The 17,173-nt window shown below is 63.2% G+C and carries 19 protein-coding genes; 6 read left to right on the forward strand and 13 right to left on the reverse strand.

Annotation, left to right across the window (positions count from 1 at the left end):
* Positions 1 to 160 precede the first annotated feature (160 nt).
* From yidC to yihA, 3 genes are read left to right on the forward strand one after another with little or no spacing between them, the layout of a single operon-like run.
* Positions 161 to 2,002, forward strand: a complete 1,842-nt coding sequence (yidC, locus tag GEU84_RS08850) for a membrane protein insertase YidC (protein ID WP_174539598.1) — start codon at positions 161 to 163, stop codon at positions 2,000 to 2,002.
* On the forward strand, positions 1,999 to 2,739 hold the full coding sequence (locus tag GEU84_RS08855; RefSeq protein ID WP_174539599.1) for an MOSC domain-containing protein: 741 nt from the start codon (positions 1,999 to 2,001) through the stop codon (positions 2,737 to 2,739). The genes yidC and GEU84_RS08855 overlap by 4 nt, the downstream gene beginning before the upstream one ends.
* Positions 2,736 to 3,389: a ribosome biogenesis GTP-binding protein YihA/YsxC gene (gene yihA, locus GEU84_RS08860; RefSeq protein WP_174539600.1), complete on the forward strand. Its 654-nt coding sequence runs from the start codon at positions 2,736 to 2,738 to the stop codon at positions 3,387 to 3,389. Before GEU84_RS08855 ends, yihA begins: the two co-directional genes overlap by 4 nt.
* On the opposite strand, the gene GEU84_RS08865 is transcribed toward yihA, so the two are convergent.
* The gene (locus tag GEU84_RS08865) at positions 3,390 to 3,692 is read right to left on the reverse strand and encodes a hypothetical protein (protein WP_174539601.1); all 303 of its coding nucleotides are present in this window, start codon (positions 3,690 to 3,692) and stop codon (positions 3,390 to 3,392) included.
* On the reverse strand, positions 3,685 to 4,416 hold the full coding sequence (locus GEU84_RS08870) for an SDR family oxidoreductase (RefSeq protein WP_174539602.1): 732 nt from the start codon (positions 4,414 to 4,416) through the stop codon (positions 3,685 to 3,687). The genes GEU84_RS08865 and GEU84_RS08870 overlap by 8 nt, the downstream gene beginning before the upstream one ends.
* Positions 4,417 to 4,547: 131 nt before the next feature.
* Here GEU84_RS08870 and argB point away from each other — a divergent pair, with 131 nt between their 5' ends.
* From argB to GEU84_RS08885, 3 genes are read left to right on the forward strand one after another with little or no spacing between them, the layout of a single operon-like run.
* A complete protein-coding gene (gene argB, locus GEU84_RS08875; protein WP_174539603.1) occupies positions 4,548 to 5,429 on the forward strand; it encodes an acetylglutamate kinase in 882 nt (293 codons plus the stop codon).
* Positions 5,430 to 5,440: 11 nt separating this feature from the next.
* The gene (locus GEU84_RS08880; protein ID WP_174539604.1) at positions 5,441 to 6,085 is read left to right on the forward strand and encodes a ferredoxin; all 645 of its coding nucleotides are present in this window, start codon (positions 5,441 to 5,443) and stop codon (positions 6,083 to 6,085) included.
* Positions 6,082 to 6,588 carry a SixA phosphatase family protein gene (locus GEU84_RS08885; RefSeq protein ID WP_174539605.1) on the forward strand — a complete coding sequence of 169 codons (507 nt, stop codon included), beginning with the start codon at positions 6,082 to 6,084 and terminating at the stop codon, positions 6,586 to 6,588. The genes GEU84_RS08880 and GEU84_RS08885 overlap by 4 nt, the downstream gene beginning before the upstream one ends.
* 77 nt (positions 6,589 to 6,665) lie before the next feature.
* Here GEU84_RS08885 and GEU84_RS08890 read toward each other — a convergent pair whose 3' ends face one another.
* The 11 genes from GEU84_RS08890 to rplQ all read right to left on the reverse strand — a co-directional run bounded on the left by GEU84_RS08890 (position 6,666) and on the right by rplQ (position 17,143).
* Entirely contained in the window at positions 6,666 to 7,454 is a 789-nt protein-coding gene (locus tag GEU84_RS08890; RefSeq protein ID WP_174539606.1) for an amino acid ABC transporter ATP-binding protein, read from the reverse strand.
* A gap of 11 nt (positions 7,455 to 7,465) precedes the next feature.
* A complete protein-coding gene (locus GEU84_RS08895) occupies positions 7,466 to 8,923 on the reverse strand; it encodes an amino acid ABC transporter permease (protein ID WP_174539607.1) in 1,458 nt (485 codons plus the stop codon).
* A gap of 1 nt (position 8,924) precedes the next feature.
* The gene (locus GEU84_RS08900) at positions 8,925 to 10,202 is read right to left on the reverse strand and encodes an amino acid ABC transporter permease (RefSeq protein ID WP_174539608.1); all 1,278 of its coding nucleotides are present in this window, start codon (positions 10,200 to 10,202) and stop codon (positions 8,925 to 8,927) included.
* A 174-nt stretch (positions 10,203 to 10,376) separates the two neighbouring features.
* Complete coding sequence (locus GEU84_RS08905; RefSeq protein WP_174539609.1) at positions 10,377 to 11,393, reverse strand: amino acid ABC transporter substrate-binding protein; 1,017 nt, start codon at positions 11,391 to 11,393, stop codon at positions 10,377 to 10,379.
* Between the two features lie 231 nt (positions 11,394 to 11,624).
* A complete protein-coding gene (locus GEU84_RS08910; RefSeq protein ID WP_174539610.1) occupies positions 11,625 to 12,332 on the reverse strand; it encodes an ATP12 family chaperone protein in 708 nt (235 codons plus the stop codon).
* The gene (locus tag GEU84_RS08915) at positions 12,332 to 13,378 is read right to left on the reverse strand and encodes an RluA family pseudouridine synthase (protein ID WP_174539611.1); all 1,047 of its coding nucleotides are present in this window, start codon (positions 13,376 to 13,378) and stop codon (positions 12,332 to 12,334) included. The genes GEU84_RS08910 and GEU84_RS08915 overlap by 1 nt, the downstream gene beginning before the upstream one ends.
* The gene (crcB, locus tag GEU84_RS08920; protein WP_174539612.1) at positions 13,375 to 13,752 is read right to left on the reverse strand and encodes a fluoride efflux transporter CrcB; all 378 of its coding nucleotides are present in this window, start codon (positions 13,750 to 13,752) and stop codon (positions 13,375 to 13,377) included. Before crcB ends, GEU84_RS08915 begins: the two co-directional genes overlap by 4 nt.
* 67 nt (positions 13,753 to 13,819) lie before the next feature.
* Positions 13,820 to 15,130 carry a replication-associated recombination protein A gene (locus tag GEU84_RS08925; protein WP_174539613.1) on the reverse strand — a complete coding sequence of 437 codons (1,311 nt, stop codon included), beginning with the start codon at positions 15,128 to 15,130 and terminating at the stop codon, positions 13,820 to 13,822.
* 117 nt (positions 15,131 to 15,247) lie between these two features.
* Positions 15,248 to 15,841, reverse strand: coding sequence for an acyl-homoserine-lactone synthase (locus GEU84_RS08930; protein WP_174539614.1), 594 nt, complete (start codon positions 15,839 to 15,841; stop codon positions 15,248 to 15,250).
* 52 nt (positions 15,842 to 15,893) lie between these two features.
* Positions 15,894 to 16,505 (reverse strand): autoinducer binding domain-containing protein, encoded by a 612-nt coding sequence (locus tag GEU84_RS08935; protein ID WP_174539615.1) that lies wholly within the window; start codon positions 16,503 to 16,505, stop codon positions 15,894 to 15,896.
* Between the two features lie 218 nt (positions 16,506 to 16,723).
* Entirely contained in the window at positions 16,724 to 17,143 is a 420-nt protein-coding gene (rplQ, locus tag GEU84_RS08940) for a 50S ribosomal protein L17 (RefSeq protein WP_174539616.1), read from the reverse strand.
* Between the last annotated feature and the right edge of the window lie 30 nt (positions 17,144 to 17,173).

Genomic DNA, 17,173 nt, shown 5'->3' on the forward strand with positions numbered 1-17,173 from the left:
CAGCCGGCATGAGCCAGTATCATGGGTGGCAAGGCGTTTCCGCCGGGTCTGGCGTGGCAAACCACCCCGCCCCTGCCCCAATCGGGGAAAACCGCTTGACCTTTGCCCCCCCCTTCTGTTGAACACCCGCTGACCCTGAACAGGAACGGCGGTGGCTTTGATGGACGACCAGAACAAGAACCTCATCTTTGCGACCGTGCTGAGTTTCATTGTGATCATGGTGTGGTTCGTGCTGTTTCCCCCGCCAGAGCCCGTGCCACCTGCACCCACCGAAGTCGCCACAACCGCTGATGGCAACGCGCTGGTGCCGCCGGGTGAGGCCACGATCGGCACAGGGGCAGCACCCGAGGCAACCGCCGAGGCTCCGCGTCTGGATATCGACACACCGCGCCTGCAAGGCTCGATCTCGCTTCTGGGCGGGCGGATCGACGATCTGTCGCTGAAAACCTACCGCGAAACGCTGGACCCGTCCTCGCCCATCGTGCGGCTGCTGTCGCCGGTCGGCCAGCCCAACGCCTATTACGCGCTTTATGGCTGGGCCCCGGGCGGCAGTCTGGCCTTTGAGGATGTGCCGGGGGCCAACACGCCCTGGACCATCGCCGATGGGGCCACGCTGGCCCCCGACCAGCCCGTCACCCTGCGCTGGGACAATGGCAAGGGCCTGATCTTCACCCGGCAGATCGCGGTGGATGACCGCTATATGTTCACCGTCACCGAAAGCGTGCAGAACACCACCGATGCCGAAGTGCGCCTTGCCCCCTACGGCATCGTGGCCCGGCATGGCGAACCGCAGGGCTTGCAGAATTTCTTCGTTCTGCACGAAGGCGTTGTGGGCCGTGCCGATGGCGAGTTGACAGAAATCGGCTATGATGACACCACCGAACTGCCGCGCATCGACCGCGAAGCGGCACTTGCCGAGGTGGTAGAGGCCACGACCGATGGCTGGATCGGCTTTACCGACAAATACTGGATGACCACGCTGATCCCGCAGCAGGGCCAGCCCTTCACATCCGTGACCAAATATGTGCCTGGTGCCGCGATCTATCAGACCGAGACGCGCCAACCTGTCATGGCTGTGGCCCCCGGTGCCACGGCCAGCAGCGAATCGCGGCTGTTCGCGGGGGCGAAGGAATGGGAAGCCATCCGCAGCTACCAGAACGAAGGCGGCATCGCGGGGTTCATCGACTCGATCGACTGGGGCTGGTTCTTCTTCCTGACCAAGCCGATTTTCGCCCTGCTGCACTGGCTGAACCTGCAGATCGGCAACATGGGTCTGGCCATCATCGCGCTGACCCTGGTGCTGAAAGCGATCGTCTTTCCGCTGTCTTACAAATCCTATGTCTCGATGGCCCGGATGAAGGAATTGCAGCCCGAGATGGAGGCGCTGAAGGAACGCGCGGGCGACGACAAGCAGATGATGCAGCGCGAGATGATGAAGCTGTACAAGGAAAAGAAGGTGAACCCGGCCGCGGGCTGTTTGCCGATCTTGATCCAGATTCCGATTTTCTTCAGCCTTTACAAAGTGATATTTGTCACGCTGGAACTGCGCCACGCGCCATTCTTTGGCTGGCTCAATGACCTGTCGGCACCTGACGCATCGTCACTTTACAACCTGTTCGGCCTGCTGCCCTGGGGCACACCCGAACCTGGCAGCATTCTGGCGCTGATCTTCATCGGGGTCTTGCCGATCCTGCTGGGTATCTCGATGTGGTTGCAGCAGAAACTGAACCCGGCCCCCACCGACCCGGCGCAGGCGATGATCTTTGCCTGGATGCCCTGGGTGTTCATGTTCATGCTGGGCAGCTTTGCCAGCGGGCTGGTGGTCTACTGGATTGCCAACAACATCATCACCTTCACGCAGCAATACGCGATCATGCGCAGCCACGGCCACCGGCCGGACATTTTCGGCAACATCAAATCCGGCTTCAAGAAGAAGCCGGTGGTGGCCACGGCGGCGAATGACCCGAAACCGCCTGTAAAAAAGACCCCGGCCAAGAAATGACAGTGCATCTGGCCCATATCTGCCGCCACCCGATCAAGGCCCACGGACGCGAGGTTCTCGCGTCCGTTCTGCTTTCGGCGGGGGAATGCCTGCCGTTTGACCGCCATTGGGCTGTCGCGCATGAGGCGGCGAAACTGCGTGATGGCTGGAGCCCCTGCGCCAACTTCGCGCGTGGGGCCAAGGCACCCGCCCTGATGGCGATCACTTCGACACTGGAAGGCGACCGGCTGACGCTGCGCCACCCAGACCGGCCGGATCTGACGTTCCGCCCGGATGATCCCGCCGATCTGCCCGCGTTTCTTGCATGGGTCGGCCCGCTGAACCCGCCCGACCGGGCGCAGCCCGCGGCCATCGTCAAGGCCGGGCGTGGAATGACTGACAGTGATTTTCCCTCGGTGGCGATCCTGTCGCTGGCATCGCTGCGCGAACTGTCAGCGCGCATGGGGCAGGATCTGTCGATCCACCGCTGGCGCGGCAATCTGTGGCTGGAGGGGATGGAACCCTTCGCCGAATTCGGCCTGATCGGGCAAAGCCTGCGCATCGGCGAGGCTGTGATGCGGATCGAGGAGCGTATCACCCGCTGCCGCGCGACCATGGCTGACCCGGATACCGGCCATGTCAACGGTGATACGCTGGCCGGGTTGCAGGCGGCCCATGGGCATCAGGATTTCGGCGTTTACGCCACTGTAACCAACGGCGGCACCATCGCCGTGAATGACATTGTGGAGCTGCCGTGAACGCCCTGCCCTTTCCCCTTGCCCCCGAACCCGAAGATGCCGCGCGCGAGGCGGGGCGGCTGCTGTTCGCCGGGCCGGTGGATTTCGTCAAGGGTGTGGTGGCCATGCCCGGCCTGCCCCCCGCCGACCGGCTGGAGGTTTGCTTTGCGGGCCGCTCCAACGTCGGAAAATCCAGCCTGATCAACGCGCTGACCGGGCGCAAATCGCTGGCCCGCGCGTCGAACACGCCGGGCCGCACGCAAGAGATCAACTATTTCGCGCTGGGGGATCAGCGGTATATGGTTGACCTTCCGGGCTATGGCTATGCCGAGGCACCGCTGGCCATCGTGCAGAAATGGCAGGCGCTGCTGAAATCCTATCTGTCGGGGCGGCAAACCCTGCGCCGGGCCTTCGTGCTGATCGACACGCGGCATGGTGTGAAGGCGGTGGATGAGGAAATCCTGCAACTGCTGGACCGTTCGGCGGTCACGTTTCAGGCAGTGCTGACCAAGGCCGACAAGGTCAGCCGGGCCGAGCGTGACGCGATCATCGACCAGGTGCGCAGCGCGCTGTCAAAGCACCCGGCGGCCTACCCCGAGCTGGTCGTGACCAGTTCCGAAAAGGGCGACGGGATAGAAACGTTGCGCGCCATCATCGCCACGCTGGAGTGATCAGGCACTGGCCACAAAAGCCAGATGCGCCTTAACCAGCGCGCGGAAATCGTCGGTCGCCGTAAAGGTTTCATGCAGGGCGCGCAGGGTGCTGGCCTCTTCCTCCACATCCATCACTTCGGAATAGGTCTTGCCCGCCGCCCAGAAAAGGAATGTGGAAATCGCGCTGTCGGTATCCCATTCGATGCGGGCCGAGGGGCTTTCCGAGATTTTGCCCAAGCGCACCCGGGCATCGGGCGCGCATTCGGCCACCACCGCCCGGGCGATGCCGACCAATTCATCCATCGCCACAACCTCAGACATGCTGCGCCCCGTTCACCTCGATCTCGGCACCCGAGATATAGCTCGACTGGTCCGAACACAAAAACCAGATCACATCGGCCACTTCGCGCGGCTGCCCCAGACGCCGCATCGGCAGTTGGTCGACGATCTTGTCGGTGCCGGGCGACAGGATGGCGGTTTCCACCTCACCCGGCGCAATCGCATTCACCCGCACGCCCAAGGGCCCGAAATCATGCGCCATTTCCCGCGTCAGCGCCGCCAGCGCCGCCTTTGACGTGGCATAGGCCGCCCCGGCAAAGGGATGCACCCGCACCCCGGCAATGGAGGTGACGTTGACGACCGAGCCTTTGGTGGCCGCCAGTTCCGCCTGCAAGCCCCGCGCAAGAATCACCGAGGAAAAGAAATTCACATGGAACACCTGCCCCCAGGTGCGCAGATCGGTTTCCAGCGTGTTCAACCGCTTGCCACCCTCACCTTTCGGCGAGATGCCCGCGTTGTTCACCAGCGCATGCAGCCGCCCGTTGATTTTGCCCTTGATCGTCTCGATCGCCTCGATGGTTTTCTTGGGGTCGGCCAGATCAATCTGGATGTGATTCTCCTCGCCCCCCGGCCAGGGGCAGCGCGGATCGAACGGCTGGCGCGAGCAGGTCAGCACCCGCCAGCCCTCGGCCGAGAACCGCTTTACCGTGGCATGCCCGATGCCCCGGCTGGCCCCCGTCAACACCAGCGTCTTCTGTTCGGTCATCGCAACCTCCTGTTGCGGCGACCCTACGCGCGCTGCGGGAATTTGCAAGGCAAGCAGGCTTGGCAGGGGGCAGCAAAGCCGCTACCAAAAGCGCGGACCTCAGGAACCGCCCTATGAAAAAGCAGCTAGCCATGATGCGAGACTCGATCGCCACCGCCCGGACGCTGTCCGAGGCGCTTCCCTATATGCAGCGTTATGCCGGCGCCGTTGTGGTCGTGAAATTCGGCGGCAATGCCATGGGCGACGAGGCCGCCATGGCCGAATTTGCCCGCGATATCGTGCTGATGCGGCAAGTGGGCGTGAATCCGGTCGTCGTTCATGGTGGCGGGCCGATGATCAACGACCTGCTGGGCAAGCTCGGCATCGAATCACGCTTTGTCCGGGGCAAGCGGGTGACGGACAAGGCCACGGTCGAGGTGGTTGAGATGGTGCTGACCGGCCTTGTGAACAAGCGCATCGTGCAGGCCATCATGGATGAGGGCGGTCGCGCCGTGGGGCTTTCGGGCAAGGATGATGATCTGATGGTCTGCGTCGCCGATGACCCGGAACTGGGTTTTGTCGGCAAGCCGGTAGAAATGAACGTGCAGGTGCTGCGCGATCTGTTCGCGGCGGGCATCATCCCGGTCGTGGCCCCGGTTGCCACCGGGATGGACGCGAACGAGACGTTCAACGTGAATGGCGATACGGCGGCGGGTGCCATTGCCGGCGCGCTGCAGGCCGACCGTCTGCTGCTGCTGACCGACGTGTCGGGGGTGAAGAACGCGGCGGGCGAGATCATGACCCAGATGACCCCGGACGAGGTGCGCGCGATGATTGCCGATGGCACCATCGCGGGCGGCATGATCCCGAAAACCGAAACCGCGCTGGAGGCGGTAGAGGCGGGCGTGCGCGCCGTGGTCATTCTTGACGGCCGCATCCCCAACGCCTGCCTTCTGGAACTGTTCACCGACCATGGGTCAGGCTCGATGATCCGCACCACCGAACCCCGGGTGAAACCGCGCCTGAAACGCTGACCGGTCCGGCGATGCTGGACCGTATCGCCACGCTTGCCGCGCCGCACCATCTGGCGGTGTTTGGTGGTTTTGCCGCGGGTCCGGGCGATGCCGTGCCGCCGGGCACCCGGACCCTGCTGCTGCTGGGCCCGGCAGAGCCCGGTTTCTGGCCGCACCTGACAGCCCAGCCCGAATGGCAGGATGGCCGCCCCGACCCGATTGACCGCTGGTCGCGCCGGGTGATCGGGCGCATCGCCTGCGACCTGCGGGCCAAGGCGCTGTTTCCCTTTGGCGGCCCGCCCTGGCATCCGTTCTACTCCTGGGCGCTGCGGTCGGGCCGGGCCTGGGCCTCGCCGGTGCAACTCCTGGTGCATGACAGTGCGGGGCTGTTCGTGTCCTACCGGGGCGCTTTGGCGCTGCGCGAGGCGATAGATTTGCCCGCGCCGCCACCCTCCCCCTGCCCCGCCTGCGCCAAACCCTGCCTCACCGCCTGCCCGGCCCATGCCCTGACCGGCGCGGGCTATGACCTGCCCGCCTGCCACAGCCACCTCGACCGCGCGGAGGGGCAGGATTGCATGACCCAGGGCTGTGCCGTGCGCCGCGCTTGCCCCCTGTCACAGGCTTATGCAAGGATGGCAGACCAATCCGCGTATCACATGGGGCAGTTCCACCGATGACCAAACGCCTGATCCTGACCCGCCATGCCAAATCCGCCTGGGACGACCCGCTGGTCCCCGACCATGACCGCCCGCTGAACGAACGCGGCAAGGCCGCCGCCGCCGATCTGGGCGACTGGCTGGCCTCGCGTGGCTATGTGCCCGATGAGGTGCTGTGTTCCGACGCGCTGCGCACCCGTAAGACATGGAGTGGTATCGCCCCCGCCCTGCCGGGAACGCCGATCCTGCACCTGAAACCCACGCTCTACCACGCCGGCCCCGATGTGATGCTGGCCGTGCTGCGCCATGCCACCAGCGACACCGTGATGATGATCGGCCACAACCCGGGCATCGCCGAATTCGCGCACCGCCTCGTGGCCCGCGCGCCGCTGAATCCGGAATTTCAGCGTTACCCGACCGGCGCCACGCTGGTGGCTGAATTCGAGACGGACAACTGGGCAGATGTGGCCTATGGCGCGGGCGTAACGCTGGATTTCATCGTCCCGCGTGAGCTGGTAATCTGATGTTCTTGTCTATTTTCTGCCCTTAAATATCCCCGGGGGGTCCGGGGGGCAGGCAGCCCCCCGGCTCCGCCCCCGGCTCAATGCCCCAGGATCTGGCTCAGGAACAGCTTGGTGCGATCCGACTTCGGATTGTTGAAGAATTCGCGCGGCTCGTTCTGTTCAACGATCTGGCCCTGATCCATGAAGATCACCCGGTTCGCCACTGCCTGCGCGAAACCCATCTCATGCGTCACGCACAGCATGGTCATGCCCTCTTCGGCCAGGGCAATCATCGTATCCAGCACTTCCTTGATCATCTCGGGGTCAAGCGCCGAAGTCGGCTCGTCGAACAGCATGATGCGCGGCTTCATGCACAGGCTGCGGGCGATGGCCACGCGCTGCTGCTGGCCGCCCGACAACTGTCCCGGATACTTGTTTGCCTGCTCGGGGATCTTGACCTTGCGCAGGAAATGCATCGCCACTTCCTCGGCTTCTTTCTTCGGTGTCTTGCGGACCCAGATCGGCGCGAGGGTGCAGTTTTCCAGAATCGTCAGATGCGGAAACAGGTTGAAGTGCTGGAACACCATGCCAACCTCGGACCGCACCTTGTCGATGTTCTTCAGGTCGGATGTGAGCTCGGTGCCGTCCACCACGATCTGCCCGGCCTGATGTTCCTCCAGCCGGTTGATGCAGCGGATCAGCGTCGATTTGCCTGACCCCGACGGGCCGCAGATCACGATCCGCTCGCCGCGCTGCACCGTCATGTTGATGTCGCGCAGCACATGGAAGGTGCCATACCATTTGTTCATCTGGCTGATCTGGATCGCCACCTCGTCGCTGACCTGCATGTGGCTCGTGTCGATCGGCCGGTCGATTGTCTCGTTCATGGGTCTGCTCCTTAACGATGGTCGGTCTTCAGCTTCTTTTCGAGATACATCGAGTACCGCGACATGCCGAAACAGATGAGGAAAAAGATCGTGCCGACGAAAATGTAGGGCTCCCAGTAGATGCCCTTCCAGTTGATGTCGGCGCGCACGATGGCGGTGACGCCTTTCAGCGGGTCCAGAAGGCCCACGAAGGCGACCAGCGTGGTATCCTTGAACAGCCCGATGAAGGACGACACGATACCGGGGATCGAGATTTTCAGCGCCTGCGGCATGATGATGTGGCGCTGCGCCTTCCAGTAATCCAGCCCCAGCGCATCGGCCGCCTCATACTGGCCGCGCGGCAGGGCGGCCAGGCCGCCACGCACCACCTCGGCGATATAGGCCGAGGCGAACAGCGTCACGAGGATGATCACCCGCAGGATCAGGTCGAAATTCGTCTGTGGCGGTAGGAAGTATTGCAGCAGCAGCGAGGCGGTGAACAGCATGGTGATCAGCGGCACACCGCGGATGAACTCGATGAACCCCACCGACAGCGTCTTGATCAGGAACATGTCCGACCGCCGCCCCAGCGCCAGCAGGATGCCCAGTGGCAGCGATGCCGCAATGGCCGTGACGCCGATGGTGAAGGCCAGCAGAAAGCCGCCGAACTGATCGGAATCAATCGCCTCCAACCCCCAGGGCATCAGGTTGTGCAGCACGGTGGTCACATGGGTCTGGATCATCAGCCACCAGACGCAGGCCGCCAAAAACCCCAGCGCCGTGCCCATCACCACACCCAGCATCGGCAGCAGCAGACGGTAGACGGCGACCAGCACGCCAAAGCCCATCAGCACGCCGATCGGCCCCCAGACCGACCCGCCCCACAACAGGAAAAACCCGACAGCGGGGAACAGCAGCGTGGCCCAGATCAGCCGGGCAGGTGCCAGATGCGACACCGCCAGAATGGCCGCCATGGCGACGATGGCAAAGGACACATGGGCCAGATCCGTGCCAACCCCGATCAGGGCCAGCACCAGCGCCACGGCCACGCAGGCCAGCAGGATCATGCGCTTGCGGGCATTGTCACCGAACAGCACCGGGGCCAGCGCCACGAACAGCAGCGCAAAAGCCAGCACCGGGCGCCAATACAGCCCGCGCGGGTAAAAGCCGAACATGAACTGGTGCCAGCGTTCGCGGATCACCGCCCAGCAAGCACCCGTGGCCCCCTCACCCGCCATGGCCTGCACAGCAGCGCGGCACTCGGCCAGCGAATTGGCGTTCCAGACCGAATTCAGCCACCAGGGCAGAGAGGATTGCAGGATCAGGAACACCACGAGCAATGACAGCACAGTCAGGATGGTGTTCATCGGGCCGGAAAACAGGTTTTCCCGCACCCATTTCACCGCGCCGCGCTGCGATGCGGGCGGCAGTTCCTGTGGCAGCATGCTGTCGCGCACGAAGGGAACGGTTTGGGCATGAAGCTCGCTCATCTCAACGCTCCTTCAGTTTGACGGCAGAGTTGAACAGGTTCATCAGCGATGAAATGATCAGGCTGATGATCAGATAGATCAGCATCATCAGCAGCATGCATTCAAGCTCGCGCCCCGTCTGGTTCAGCGTGATGCCGCCCAGCGTGCCGCGCAGATCCAGATAGCTGACGGCGATGCCCAGCGAAGTGTTCTTGGTCAGGTTCAGGTATTGCGAGATCAGCGGCGGGATGATGATGCGCAAAGCCTGCGGCAGGATGATCAGCTTCATCGTGCGGCCGGGTTGCAGACCAAGGGCAAAGGCCGCCTCGGACTGGCCGCGCGAAATCGCCATAATGCCTGACCGCACCGCCTCGGCGATGAAGGCCCCGGTATACAGCGACAGCGCCACCAGCATGGCGGTAAAGGCATGCGCGATGCTGATGCCACCGGCAAAATTGAACCGGCCAAACACCGGAACATCAAAGGAAAGCCCCAGCGCAATGCACACAAGGATGATCGGCGCGAACAGGATCAGCAGGCTTTTCCACCAGATGACCGGGCGCAGGCCTGTCGCCTCCTGCACCTTGGCGGCATTGCGGCGCAGCGCACGGTTGGCCAGAAAAGAGCCGATGACAACCGCGAACACCAGCAGTGTGTTCAGGCTGATTGTCATCCCGCCCAGCGATATCTGCCCAAGGCCGCGCGCAAAGAATGGCGCCGGAACGTTCAGACCCTGGTTGGTCAGCGCGACCGTGCCGCCGAAACTCATGCTGACAGTCGGCGGCAGGCCATCGGCGATCAACTGGGCGCTCTGACGGAAATCAGCCGTGGTGGGCAGGGTTTCCGACAGCACCACATAAACCAGGATGATCCACAGCAGCAGGGGAATATTGCGGAAAATCTCGACATAGACAGTCATCAGCCGCCCGACGATCCAGTTGTTCGACAGGCGCAGCACGCCTGCGAACACGCCCAGGATGGTGGCGAATATGCAGCCGAAAAAGGCCAGCACCAGCGTGTTCACCAGCCCCACCAGCGCGGCCCGGATATGGCTGCTGTCATTGGTATAGGGCACAAGCGTCTGGCCGATGTCATAGCCCGCGCGGTTCCACAGGAAACCAAAGGCGATGTCCTTGTCCTTGGCGGCCAGGTTTTCAACCGTGTTGTTCACCAGCCAGGCCACGCCCAGCAGAAACAGGATCAGCACCACCACCTGAATGGTGATCGAGCGGAACCGCGTGTCATAGATGAGCATGCTCAGCCGAAAGCCATCTTTCGGCACGTCAGCGACAATCGCCATGGAAATACCCCCTAGCCTGTTTGCGATCCCGGCTTTTGCCGTGGTTGAAAGGGGCGTGCCCTTGCAAACGGGTCGTGTTCTTGTTGTTCTTTTCTGGTTGCCCGGCCTGTCCAGTCAGGCGAACCGGGGTAGAGGAACGGGCGCGCAATTGCCTGCGCGCCCGTGTGTCATGTCTTACCGGAACGGCGGAGCGTACATCAGGCCGCCCTGGGTCCATTGTGCGTTCAGGCCGCGGGCCAGACCGATCGAGGTGGACTCGCCGATGTTGGCCGCAAAGATCTCGCCATAGTTGCCGGAGACGGCGATGGCGCGCTTGGCCCAGTCTTTGTCCAGACCGATCATCGCGCCCATGTCACCCTCGGTGCCCAGCAGACGCTTGACTTCGGGGTTGGTCGAGGTGGTGGCGATTTCTTCGACGTTGGCGGCGGTGATGCCCAGTTCTTCGGCAGCAACCAGTGCATAGAAGGTCCAGCGCACGACATCGCCCCAGTTGTTGTCGCCGTGGCGGACAACCGGGCCCAGCGGCTCTTTCGAGATGATCTCGGGCAGGATCACGTGGTTTTCGGCATCGGCCAGCGTGGCGCGGGTGGCGGCAAGGCCAGACGCGTCAGTGGTGAAGGCATCGCAGGCACCGGCGGTATACTGGCGCTGTGCCTCGCTGTCGTCAGCCACGGTAACGGGCGTGTAGGTGATGTTGTTTTCCTTGAAGAAGTCAGCAAGGTTCAGTTCGGTCGTGGTGCCGGTCTGGATGCAGATGGTCGCGCCATCCAGTTCCTTGGCCGACGACACGCCCAGATCCTTCTTCACCATGAAGCCCTGACCGTCATAGTAGTTGACCGCCACGAAATCGAGCTTCAGGTCGGTGTCGCGCGAATAGGTCCAGGTGGAGTTGCGCACCAGCAGATCGACCTCGCCCGAGGCCAGCGCGGTAAAGCGGGTCTCGCCGGTGGTCGGAACGAATTTCACCTTGCTCGCGTCGCTCAGCACAGCGGCGGCCAGCGCCTTGCACACCGCCACGTCAAAGCCCTGATAGACGCCATTCGCGTCGGGGGCGGCGAAGCCGGTCAGGCCGGTGTTCGTGCCGCAGATCAGCTCGCCGCGTGCTTTCACATCGTCCAGCGTTGCTGCCGATGCCATGCCAGCAGCCAAGCCCGCTACCGTCAGCGTGCCAAGAATAACGGATTTTTTCATGCGTACCTCTTCCTGATTGCCCGCCCGGTTTCAGGCGGTTTTTTGTGCGCCCTCATCGGGTGAGAGCGCCATTTATGCAGGGGTCACCCCCAAACGTGTGCCAGTTTCGTCCGAAGGGCTTTGAAAGGTCAAGCAGAACGAAACCGGCGGCCAATTTTTGTGCAATAACACGGGTTTGGGCTAATCCTTGCGCAAGATGGCATTGGTCGGGCTGCCGATTGGGCAAGATTGTTACCCGCACAATCCATAGAATCGCCCGGCATGGGCAAAACCGACGCGGCGCAGCGCATCGGATTCGGCGGCCTCGTCATCAGCGCCCCAAAGCTCGGCCTGCCAGGTTTCGTCAAGGCGCGACAGCGTCCAGGCCTGATCCACCGTCAACCGCCCCTGCGTGACCGCCAGAGCCAGAATCAACGAACCGGAGATCGCCACGAGGTCGTGAAACCCCGCCAGTTGAAACGCGCTTTGCCCCCGGACCTGCGCCGCCAGCGCGGCAAGGCTTGCGGCGGGCTGGTCGATGGGCACGACACCATGGGTCACGCGCAGCGGCGCATCCAGCGCCGCTGCGGCCCAAAGCAGCAGCGGATCCCAGGCTGCGGCCTGCATGTCGATCAGCCGCGCGGGGCCTGTGGCGCGGTAGCAGAGCAGATCCGTCGCGCCGTAGCCTGCCAGTTCGTTCACCACCGCGTCAAACTGGGGTGTCACCTTGTCCAGGGCAGAGTTTGTGCTGCGGGTGCAGGGCATTGTGTCGGGGCGAACAATGCCCTCTTGCGCCTGCCATTCGTCGGCAATGGCCTGAGCCAGCGCCCGTGTGGGCACGACCAGAGGCGTCTTTGCCGGGGTTTTTACCGCACGGCCATCCAGCGTGACAGTGAACCCACCCGCGCAGGGGCATGCCTCGGCCTGCTGCCAGAACCGTTTCGCGACCCAGCCCGCCATTACGCCTCGCGCACGAAGGGGTCTGCGGGCACATCACTTTCGGCCCAGCCGAAATGATCCCAGGTTTTTGCCATATGCCCCGGCAAGGGCGCGGTGAACAGGATCGGTTTTTTGGTGATCGGGTGTTCCACCGCAAGGCTGCGGGCATGCAGATGCAGCTTGCGGCTGATGTCGCCGCCCAGCGTGGCGCCCCAGCCATCGCCCGGGTTTTCCTGCCCCGAGCCGCCATATTTGCCATCGCCGATGATCGGGTGGCCCAGTTCGGCCATATGGGCGCGCAACTGGTGGGTGCGGCCCGTCACAGGCTCCAGCGCCATCCACGACAGGCGGGAGCCCAGAAACCACAGCGTGAAGTAATCAGTCTGCGCCCGCTTGGCCAAGGGATGCTCCGCCATCTGCGCGGGATGAACGCACAGCATCTTTTCACCCTCGCCGCCGCGCCCATGGCCCGGGGCCTTCATCAGCCCGTATTTGATCGACCCTTGCCGGGGGTGCGGCACGCCCGCCACCACAGCCCAATAGATCTTGCGGGTATGGCGGTGGCGCAGCGCCTCGGACAGCGCCCGCGCCACCCGGTCGGTGCGGGCCAGCATCAACACGCCCGACGTGTCCTTGTCCAGCCGGTGCACCAGTTTGGGGCGCTCTTTATACCCGAACATCAGCGCGGCAGTCAGCCCGTCCACATGCCGGTCGCCCTGCCCCGACCCGCCCTGCGACGGCAGGCCCGGCGGTTTGTTCAAGACAATCATGTGCTCGTCGCGGAAGATTACGCAATCCTGGATCATCTTGGCGTCGCTGTCCGTCACCCGGCCCCCGGTGGAGCGGGAGGGCGTATCGGCAGCGGGCAGCGGGGGGATGCGAATTTCCATCCCCGGGGCCACGCGGTCGGATGCCTTGGCGCGCGCCGAATCCACCCGCACTTGCCCGGTGCGGCACAGTTTTTCCACAGCCCCTTGGGTCAGATGCGGAAAGCGCCGCTTGAACCAGCGGTCCAGCCGCTGTTCGCCCTCATCCGCCGATACGGTCAGGATCATCACATTGCTCATGCCAGCACACTCCGCGTTACCCATACACCGGCCACCAGCGCGCCCAGCGACAGCACCACCGACCCCAGCGCATAGCCGGCCGCTGTAATCATCTGCCCGCGCTCATACAGCGTGAACGTGTCCAGCGCGAAGGCCGAGAAGGTGGTGAACCCGCCAAGGATGCCCGTCATCAGGAACGGGGCCGCGCGCAGCCCACCCTTCTGCGCCAGCACCACCACAATCACCCCCATCAGGAAACATCCCAGAATGTTGACGAACAGCGTGGCCACCGGAAGACCGGGGCCGAACAGCCGCATGGCGGCCACATTGGAAAGATAGCGCGCGGCAGAGCCGATGGCACCGCCAAGTGCTACTTGGGAAAGGGTCATGATCATGGCGTTTCTCTGTGCCCGCACGGGGGGATTGTCAACCTGTGGCCTTGCGATACAGGCGTTGCGGGCCTCAGCCACCCTGCCGCTTGGCCCGCAGTTTGGCAAAATACTCCACCCGCTTTTTCAACTCGCGCTCGTAGCCGCGTTCTTCGGGCAGATACCAGACCGGGCGCTTCATGCCTTCGGGGAAATAGTCCTGCCCCGAAAACCCGTCCTCGGCGTCATGGTCATAGGCATAGCCCGCGCCATAGCCGATGTCCTTCATAAGCCGCGTCGGTGCGTTGCGGATATGCAGCGGCGGCGGTTCCGACCCCGTGGCCTTGGCCGCAGCCCGGGCGGCCTTGTAGGCGGTGTAGACCGCGTTGGATTTGGGGGCCAGCGCCAGATAGACCACAGCCTCGGCCAGCGCGAGTTCCCCCTCGGGGCTGCCCAGCCGTTCATAGGTGTTCCAGCTTTCCAGACAGACGCCCTGCGCCTGCGGATCGGCAAGGCCGATATCCTCTACCGCCATCCGGGTGATGCGGCGGGCCAGAAAGCGCGGGTCTTCGCCCCCCTCCAGCATGCGCGCAAACCAGTAAAGCGCCGCATCCGGGTCTGACCCCCGCACCGATTTGTGCAGGGCGGAAATCAGGTTGTAATGCTCTTCGCCCGATTTGTCGTATTTCGCGGCGCGGCGCATCAGGCGGCTGGAAAGCTGGTCACGGTCCTGCCGTTTGGTCACTTTCCACGCCGCTACCTGTTCAATCAGGTTCAGCAGCGCGCGCCCGTCGCCATCGGCCATGTCCAGCAGCGCCTCACGTGCAGGGCCATCCAGTGGCAGGGCCGCGCCCAGTTCCTGTTCCGCCCGCTGCGCCAGCAGTTCCAGATCGGTCAGGTTGAGCCGATCCAGCACAATGACCTGCGCGCGGCTCAAGAGCGCCGCGTTCAGCTCGAAACTGGGGTTCTCGGTGGTGGCGCCCACCAGCAGGATGGTGCCATCCTCCATATAGGGCAGAAAACCATCCTGCTGCGCCTTGTTGAAACGGTGAATCTCATCGACGAACAGCAGCGTGCCCTGGCCATTGCCGCGCCGGATTTTCGCCGATTCGAACACTTTGCGCAGGTCGGGCACGCCGGTAAAGATCGCGGAAATCTGCACAAAGGCCAGATCGGTCTCATCCGCCAGCAGCCGCGCTATGGTGGTCTTGCCCACGCCGGGCGGCCCCCACAGGATGATCGACGACAGGCTGCCCGCCGCCAGCATCGCGCCAAGCGGTCCGTCGGGCGAAAGCACCTTGCCCTGCCCCACCACATCGGCCAGCGCGCGGGGGCGCAGCCGGTCGGCCAGCGGGCGCGACGCATCGGGCACAGGTTTTGCGGGGGTGTCGAATAGATCAGGCATGGCCGCACCTTACGCCGAAGCCCCCATCGGGGAAAGGTGGGGCCATGCCTGTTTCAGCGGCCGGACCAAGGCAGGTCCAGTGGCCAGAGGGCGGGAAATGCCCCGGCCTGCGCCGGATCAGTGAACCATGCTGCCCGAGAAATCCATCATCACGACCTGGTTGTCGATGCCCTCGATCTCCATCACCGGACCCAGAGGCGACATCTTGACGCCCACGCGGCCCGACCAGCGCGGCCAGTTGGCATTCAGCAGCGTGACGCAATGGGTGGCCCCCAGACCACGCACCGACTCACCCAGTTCGGAAATCAGCTTGGCATGCACCTTGCGGCGGATCCCGGCCGGCACGTTATGCGCCACGAACAGGCGCGAGCTTTCCCAGATCATGTCCGACACGGGCGCTTCTTCATAAAGCAGCGTTTCGGGAATGGTATCCAGCAGGCCCCGCTGCGCGTCGCGGATCATGTAGGTGTAGATGCCGCATTTCGCGGTGGTCGGCGTCAGACGGTTGCCCGCCAGCACCTGCCCGTTTTCATCATGCACCACGACCCAACGGCTTGCCGGAGTATCATATTGATCATACTCCATGCCCATCGCCTCGGGCAGATCCCACTTGTTATGCACAATGAACAATTCGCGCCTTGCGCGAAGCATATTGGCGAACAACTCGCCGTGGTTGTGAAGATTGGCAAAGGAAAGCGTCGTTGTCTGCATTGCAGCCTCCTGCAGGTTTCGTCCTTCGGTAGCCCTTGCGGAGGGAGGTCTTTCAGATCAGCCGATAGTCTTTTGCACGCTGGATCGCCTCGGCCGTGGTGCGCGCCATCAGGCGAACCCGTGCCGAGGAAATCCGCGCCTTCAGCGCGCTTTCCGATATCCCCAGTTTCTCGGCAGCGGCCGCATGACGATCGCCCCCCGCAATACAGCGCAAGGCCTCTACCTGGGCCTGCGTCAACTCGTCAGGAGGTTCAGTCATATCGTGCAGACGGTGCACGATGCTGGAGATCGCCGTGATCTCATCCTCCCGGAACTCTCGGTCGTGGCGCGCGAAACTTGTGATCGTGCGCGACTTGATCGGCCCACAGGCCACCGTAAGGCCAAAATTGAGCCCGTATTTCGCGGCTTCCTTGAACAGCCCGAACGGATCGAGCAGTTTTTCATCGCTCCAGCGGATGCTGCCGGTGGTGCTGAACCCCCAGGCAGTCATCGGGTCACGCAGAACAAAGCCGTTTTCGGTATAGTGGTCGATCCAGGCCTGATCGTAGGTTTGCAGGGTCATCAGCGGCGAGGTGAAGCGGATATGCAGGCCCAGAAAATACCCCGCCGGTGCCAGCAGGGAGAGTTGATGAAGATCGAGATCGATACCGGTCTTAACTGACATGTCTTTTTCGGCAGGTTGTGATTCTTCAACAACTTTAAATTGCAGGAGCCCAGGAAGCTATAGCCGAATGAGGAACGTCGCATAGGAATTTGAAAATGAGTGGTTTTCGCCGCTATCGCCCCAATCGGTCCACAGCCGAATCGGCTTGGCGAAATGAAAAAGCCCGCCAAGGGGGGCGGGCTTCTGCAAAATGGTTAATAAAGTCCTAAGGACAGGCCTCACGCCTCGGCGGCATCCTCGGCGAAAACGCGGGCCTTGTCGGCGGCGCCCTTGGCGTTCGGGTCACGGTCAACGAACTCGATGATCGCCATCGGAGCCATGTCGCCGTAACGGAAACCAGCCTTCAGCACGCGCACATAGCCGCCCTGACGGGTGGCATAGCGCGGGCCCAGGATGGCGAACAGGCGCTCGACATACTGGTCCTGCTTCAGCTGCGCAGCGGCCTGACGGCGCGCGTGCAGATCACCGCGCTTGGCCAGCGTGATCAGCTTTTCGATGATCGGGCGCAGTTCCTTGGCTTTCGGCAAGGTGGTCTTGATCTGCTCATGTTCGATGAGCGAACCGGCCATGTTGGCGAACAGCGCCTTGCGGTGTTCGTGGGTCCGGTTCAGGCGGCGATAGCCACGGGAGTGACGCATGATAATCTCCTAACGTCTGTTTTGCTTTGT

Origin of the sequence: Fertoeibacter niger, assembly GCF_009380135.2 — a bacterium.
GTDB classification, from domain to species: domain Bacteria; phylum Pseudomonadota; class Alphaproteobacteria; order Rhodobacterales; family Rhodobacteraceae; genus Fertoeibacter; species Fertoeibacter niger.

Bases quoted from the DNA above. Each gene is read 5' to 3' on its own strand.
- GEU84_RS08890 (WP_174539606.1), bottom strand. From the start codon at position 7,454: ATGAACGAGACAATCGACCGGCCGATCGACACGAGCCACATGCAGGTC.
- GEU84_RS08930 (WP_174539614.1), bottom strand. From the start codon at position 15,841: ATGCAGACAACGACGCTTTCCTTTGCCAATCTTCACAACCACGGCGAG.
- crcB (WP_174539612.1), bottom strand. From the start codon at position 13,752: ATGATCATGACCCTTTCCCAAGTAGCACTTGGCGGTGCCATCGGCTCT.
- argB (WP_174539603.1), top strand. From the start codon at position 4,548: ATGATGCGAGACTCGATCGCCACCGCCCGGACGCTGTCCGAGGCGCTT.
- GEU84_RS08885 (WP_174539605.1), top strand. From the start codon at position 6,082: ATGACCAAACGCCTGATCCTGACCCGCCATGCCAAATCCGCCTGGGAC.
- GEU84_RS08895 (WP_174539607.1), bottom strand. From the start codon at position 8,923: ATGAGCGAGCTTCATGCCCAAACCGTTCCCTTCGTGCGCGACAGCATG.
- GEU84_RS08870 (WP_174539602.1), bottom strand. From the start codon at position 4,416: ATGACCGAACAGAAGACGCTGGTGTTGACGGGGGCCAGCCGGGGCATC.
- GEU84_RS08910 (WP_174539610.1), bottom strand. From the start codon at position 12,332: ATGGCGGGCTGGGTCGCGAAACGGTTCTGGCAGCAGGCCGAGGCATGC.
- GEU84_RS08915 (WP_174539611.1), bottom strand. From the start codon at position 13,378: ATGAGCAATGTGATGATCCTGACCGTATCGGCGGATGAGGGCGAACAG.
- rplQ (WP_174539616.1), bottom strand. From the start codon at position 17,143: ATGCGTCACTCCCGTGGCTATCGCCGCCTGAACCGGACCCACGAACAC.
- GEU84_RS08935 (WP_174539615.1), bottom strand. From the start codon at position 16,505: ATGTCAGTTAAGACCGGTATCGATCTCGATCTTCATCAACTCTCCCTG.
- GEU84_RS08855 (WP_174539599.1), top strand. From the start codon at position 1,999: ATGACAGTGCATCTGGCCCATATCTGCCGCCACCCGATCAAGGCCCAC.
- GEU84_RS08905 (WP_174539609.1), bottom strand. From the start codon at position 11,393: ATGAAAAAATCCGTTATTCTTGGCACGCTGACGGTAGCGGGCTTGGCT.
- GEU84_RS08900 (WP_174539608.1), bottom strand. From the start codon at position 10,202: ATGGCGATTGTCGCTGACGTGCCGAAAGATGGCTTTCGGCTGAGCATG.
- GEU84_RS08865 (WP_174539601.1), bottom strand. From the start codon at position 3,692: ATGTCTGAGGTTGTGGCGATGGATGAATTGGTCGGCATCGCCCGGGCG.
- yidC (WP_174539598.1), top strand. From the start codon at position 161: ATGGACGACCAGAACAAGAACCTCATCTTTGCGACCGTGCTGAGTTTC.
- GEU84_RS08880 (WP_174539604.1), top strand. From the start codon at position 5,441: ATGCTGGACCGTATCGCCACGCTTGCCGCGCCGCACCATCTGGCGGTG.
- GEU84_RS08925 (WP_174539613.1), bottom strand. From the start codon at position 15,130: ATGCCTGATCTATTCGACACCCCCGCAAAACCTGTGCCCGATGCGTCG.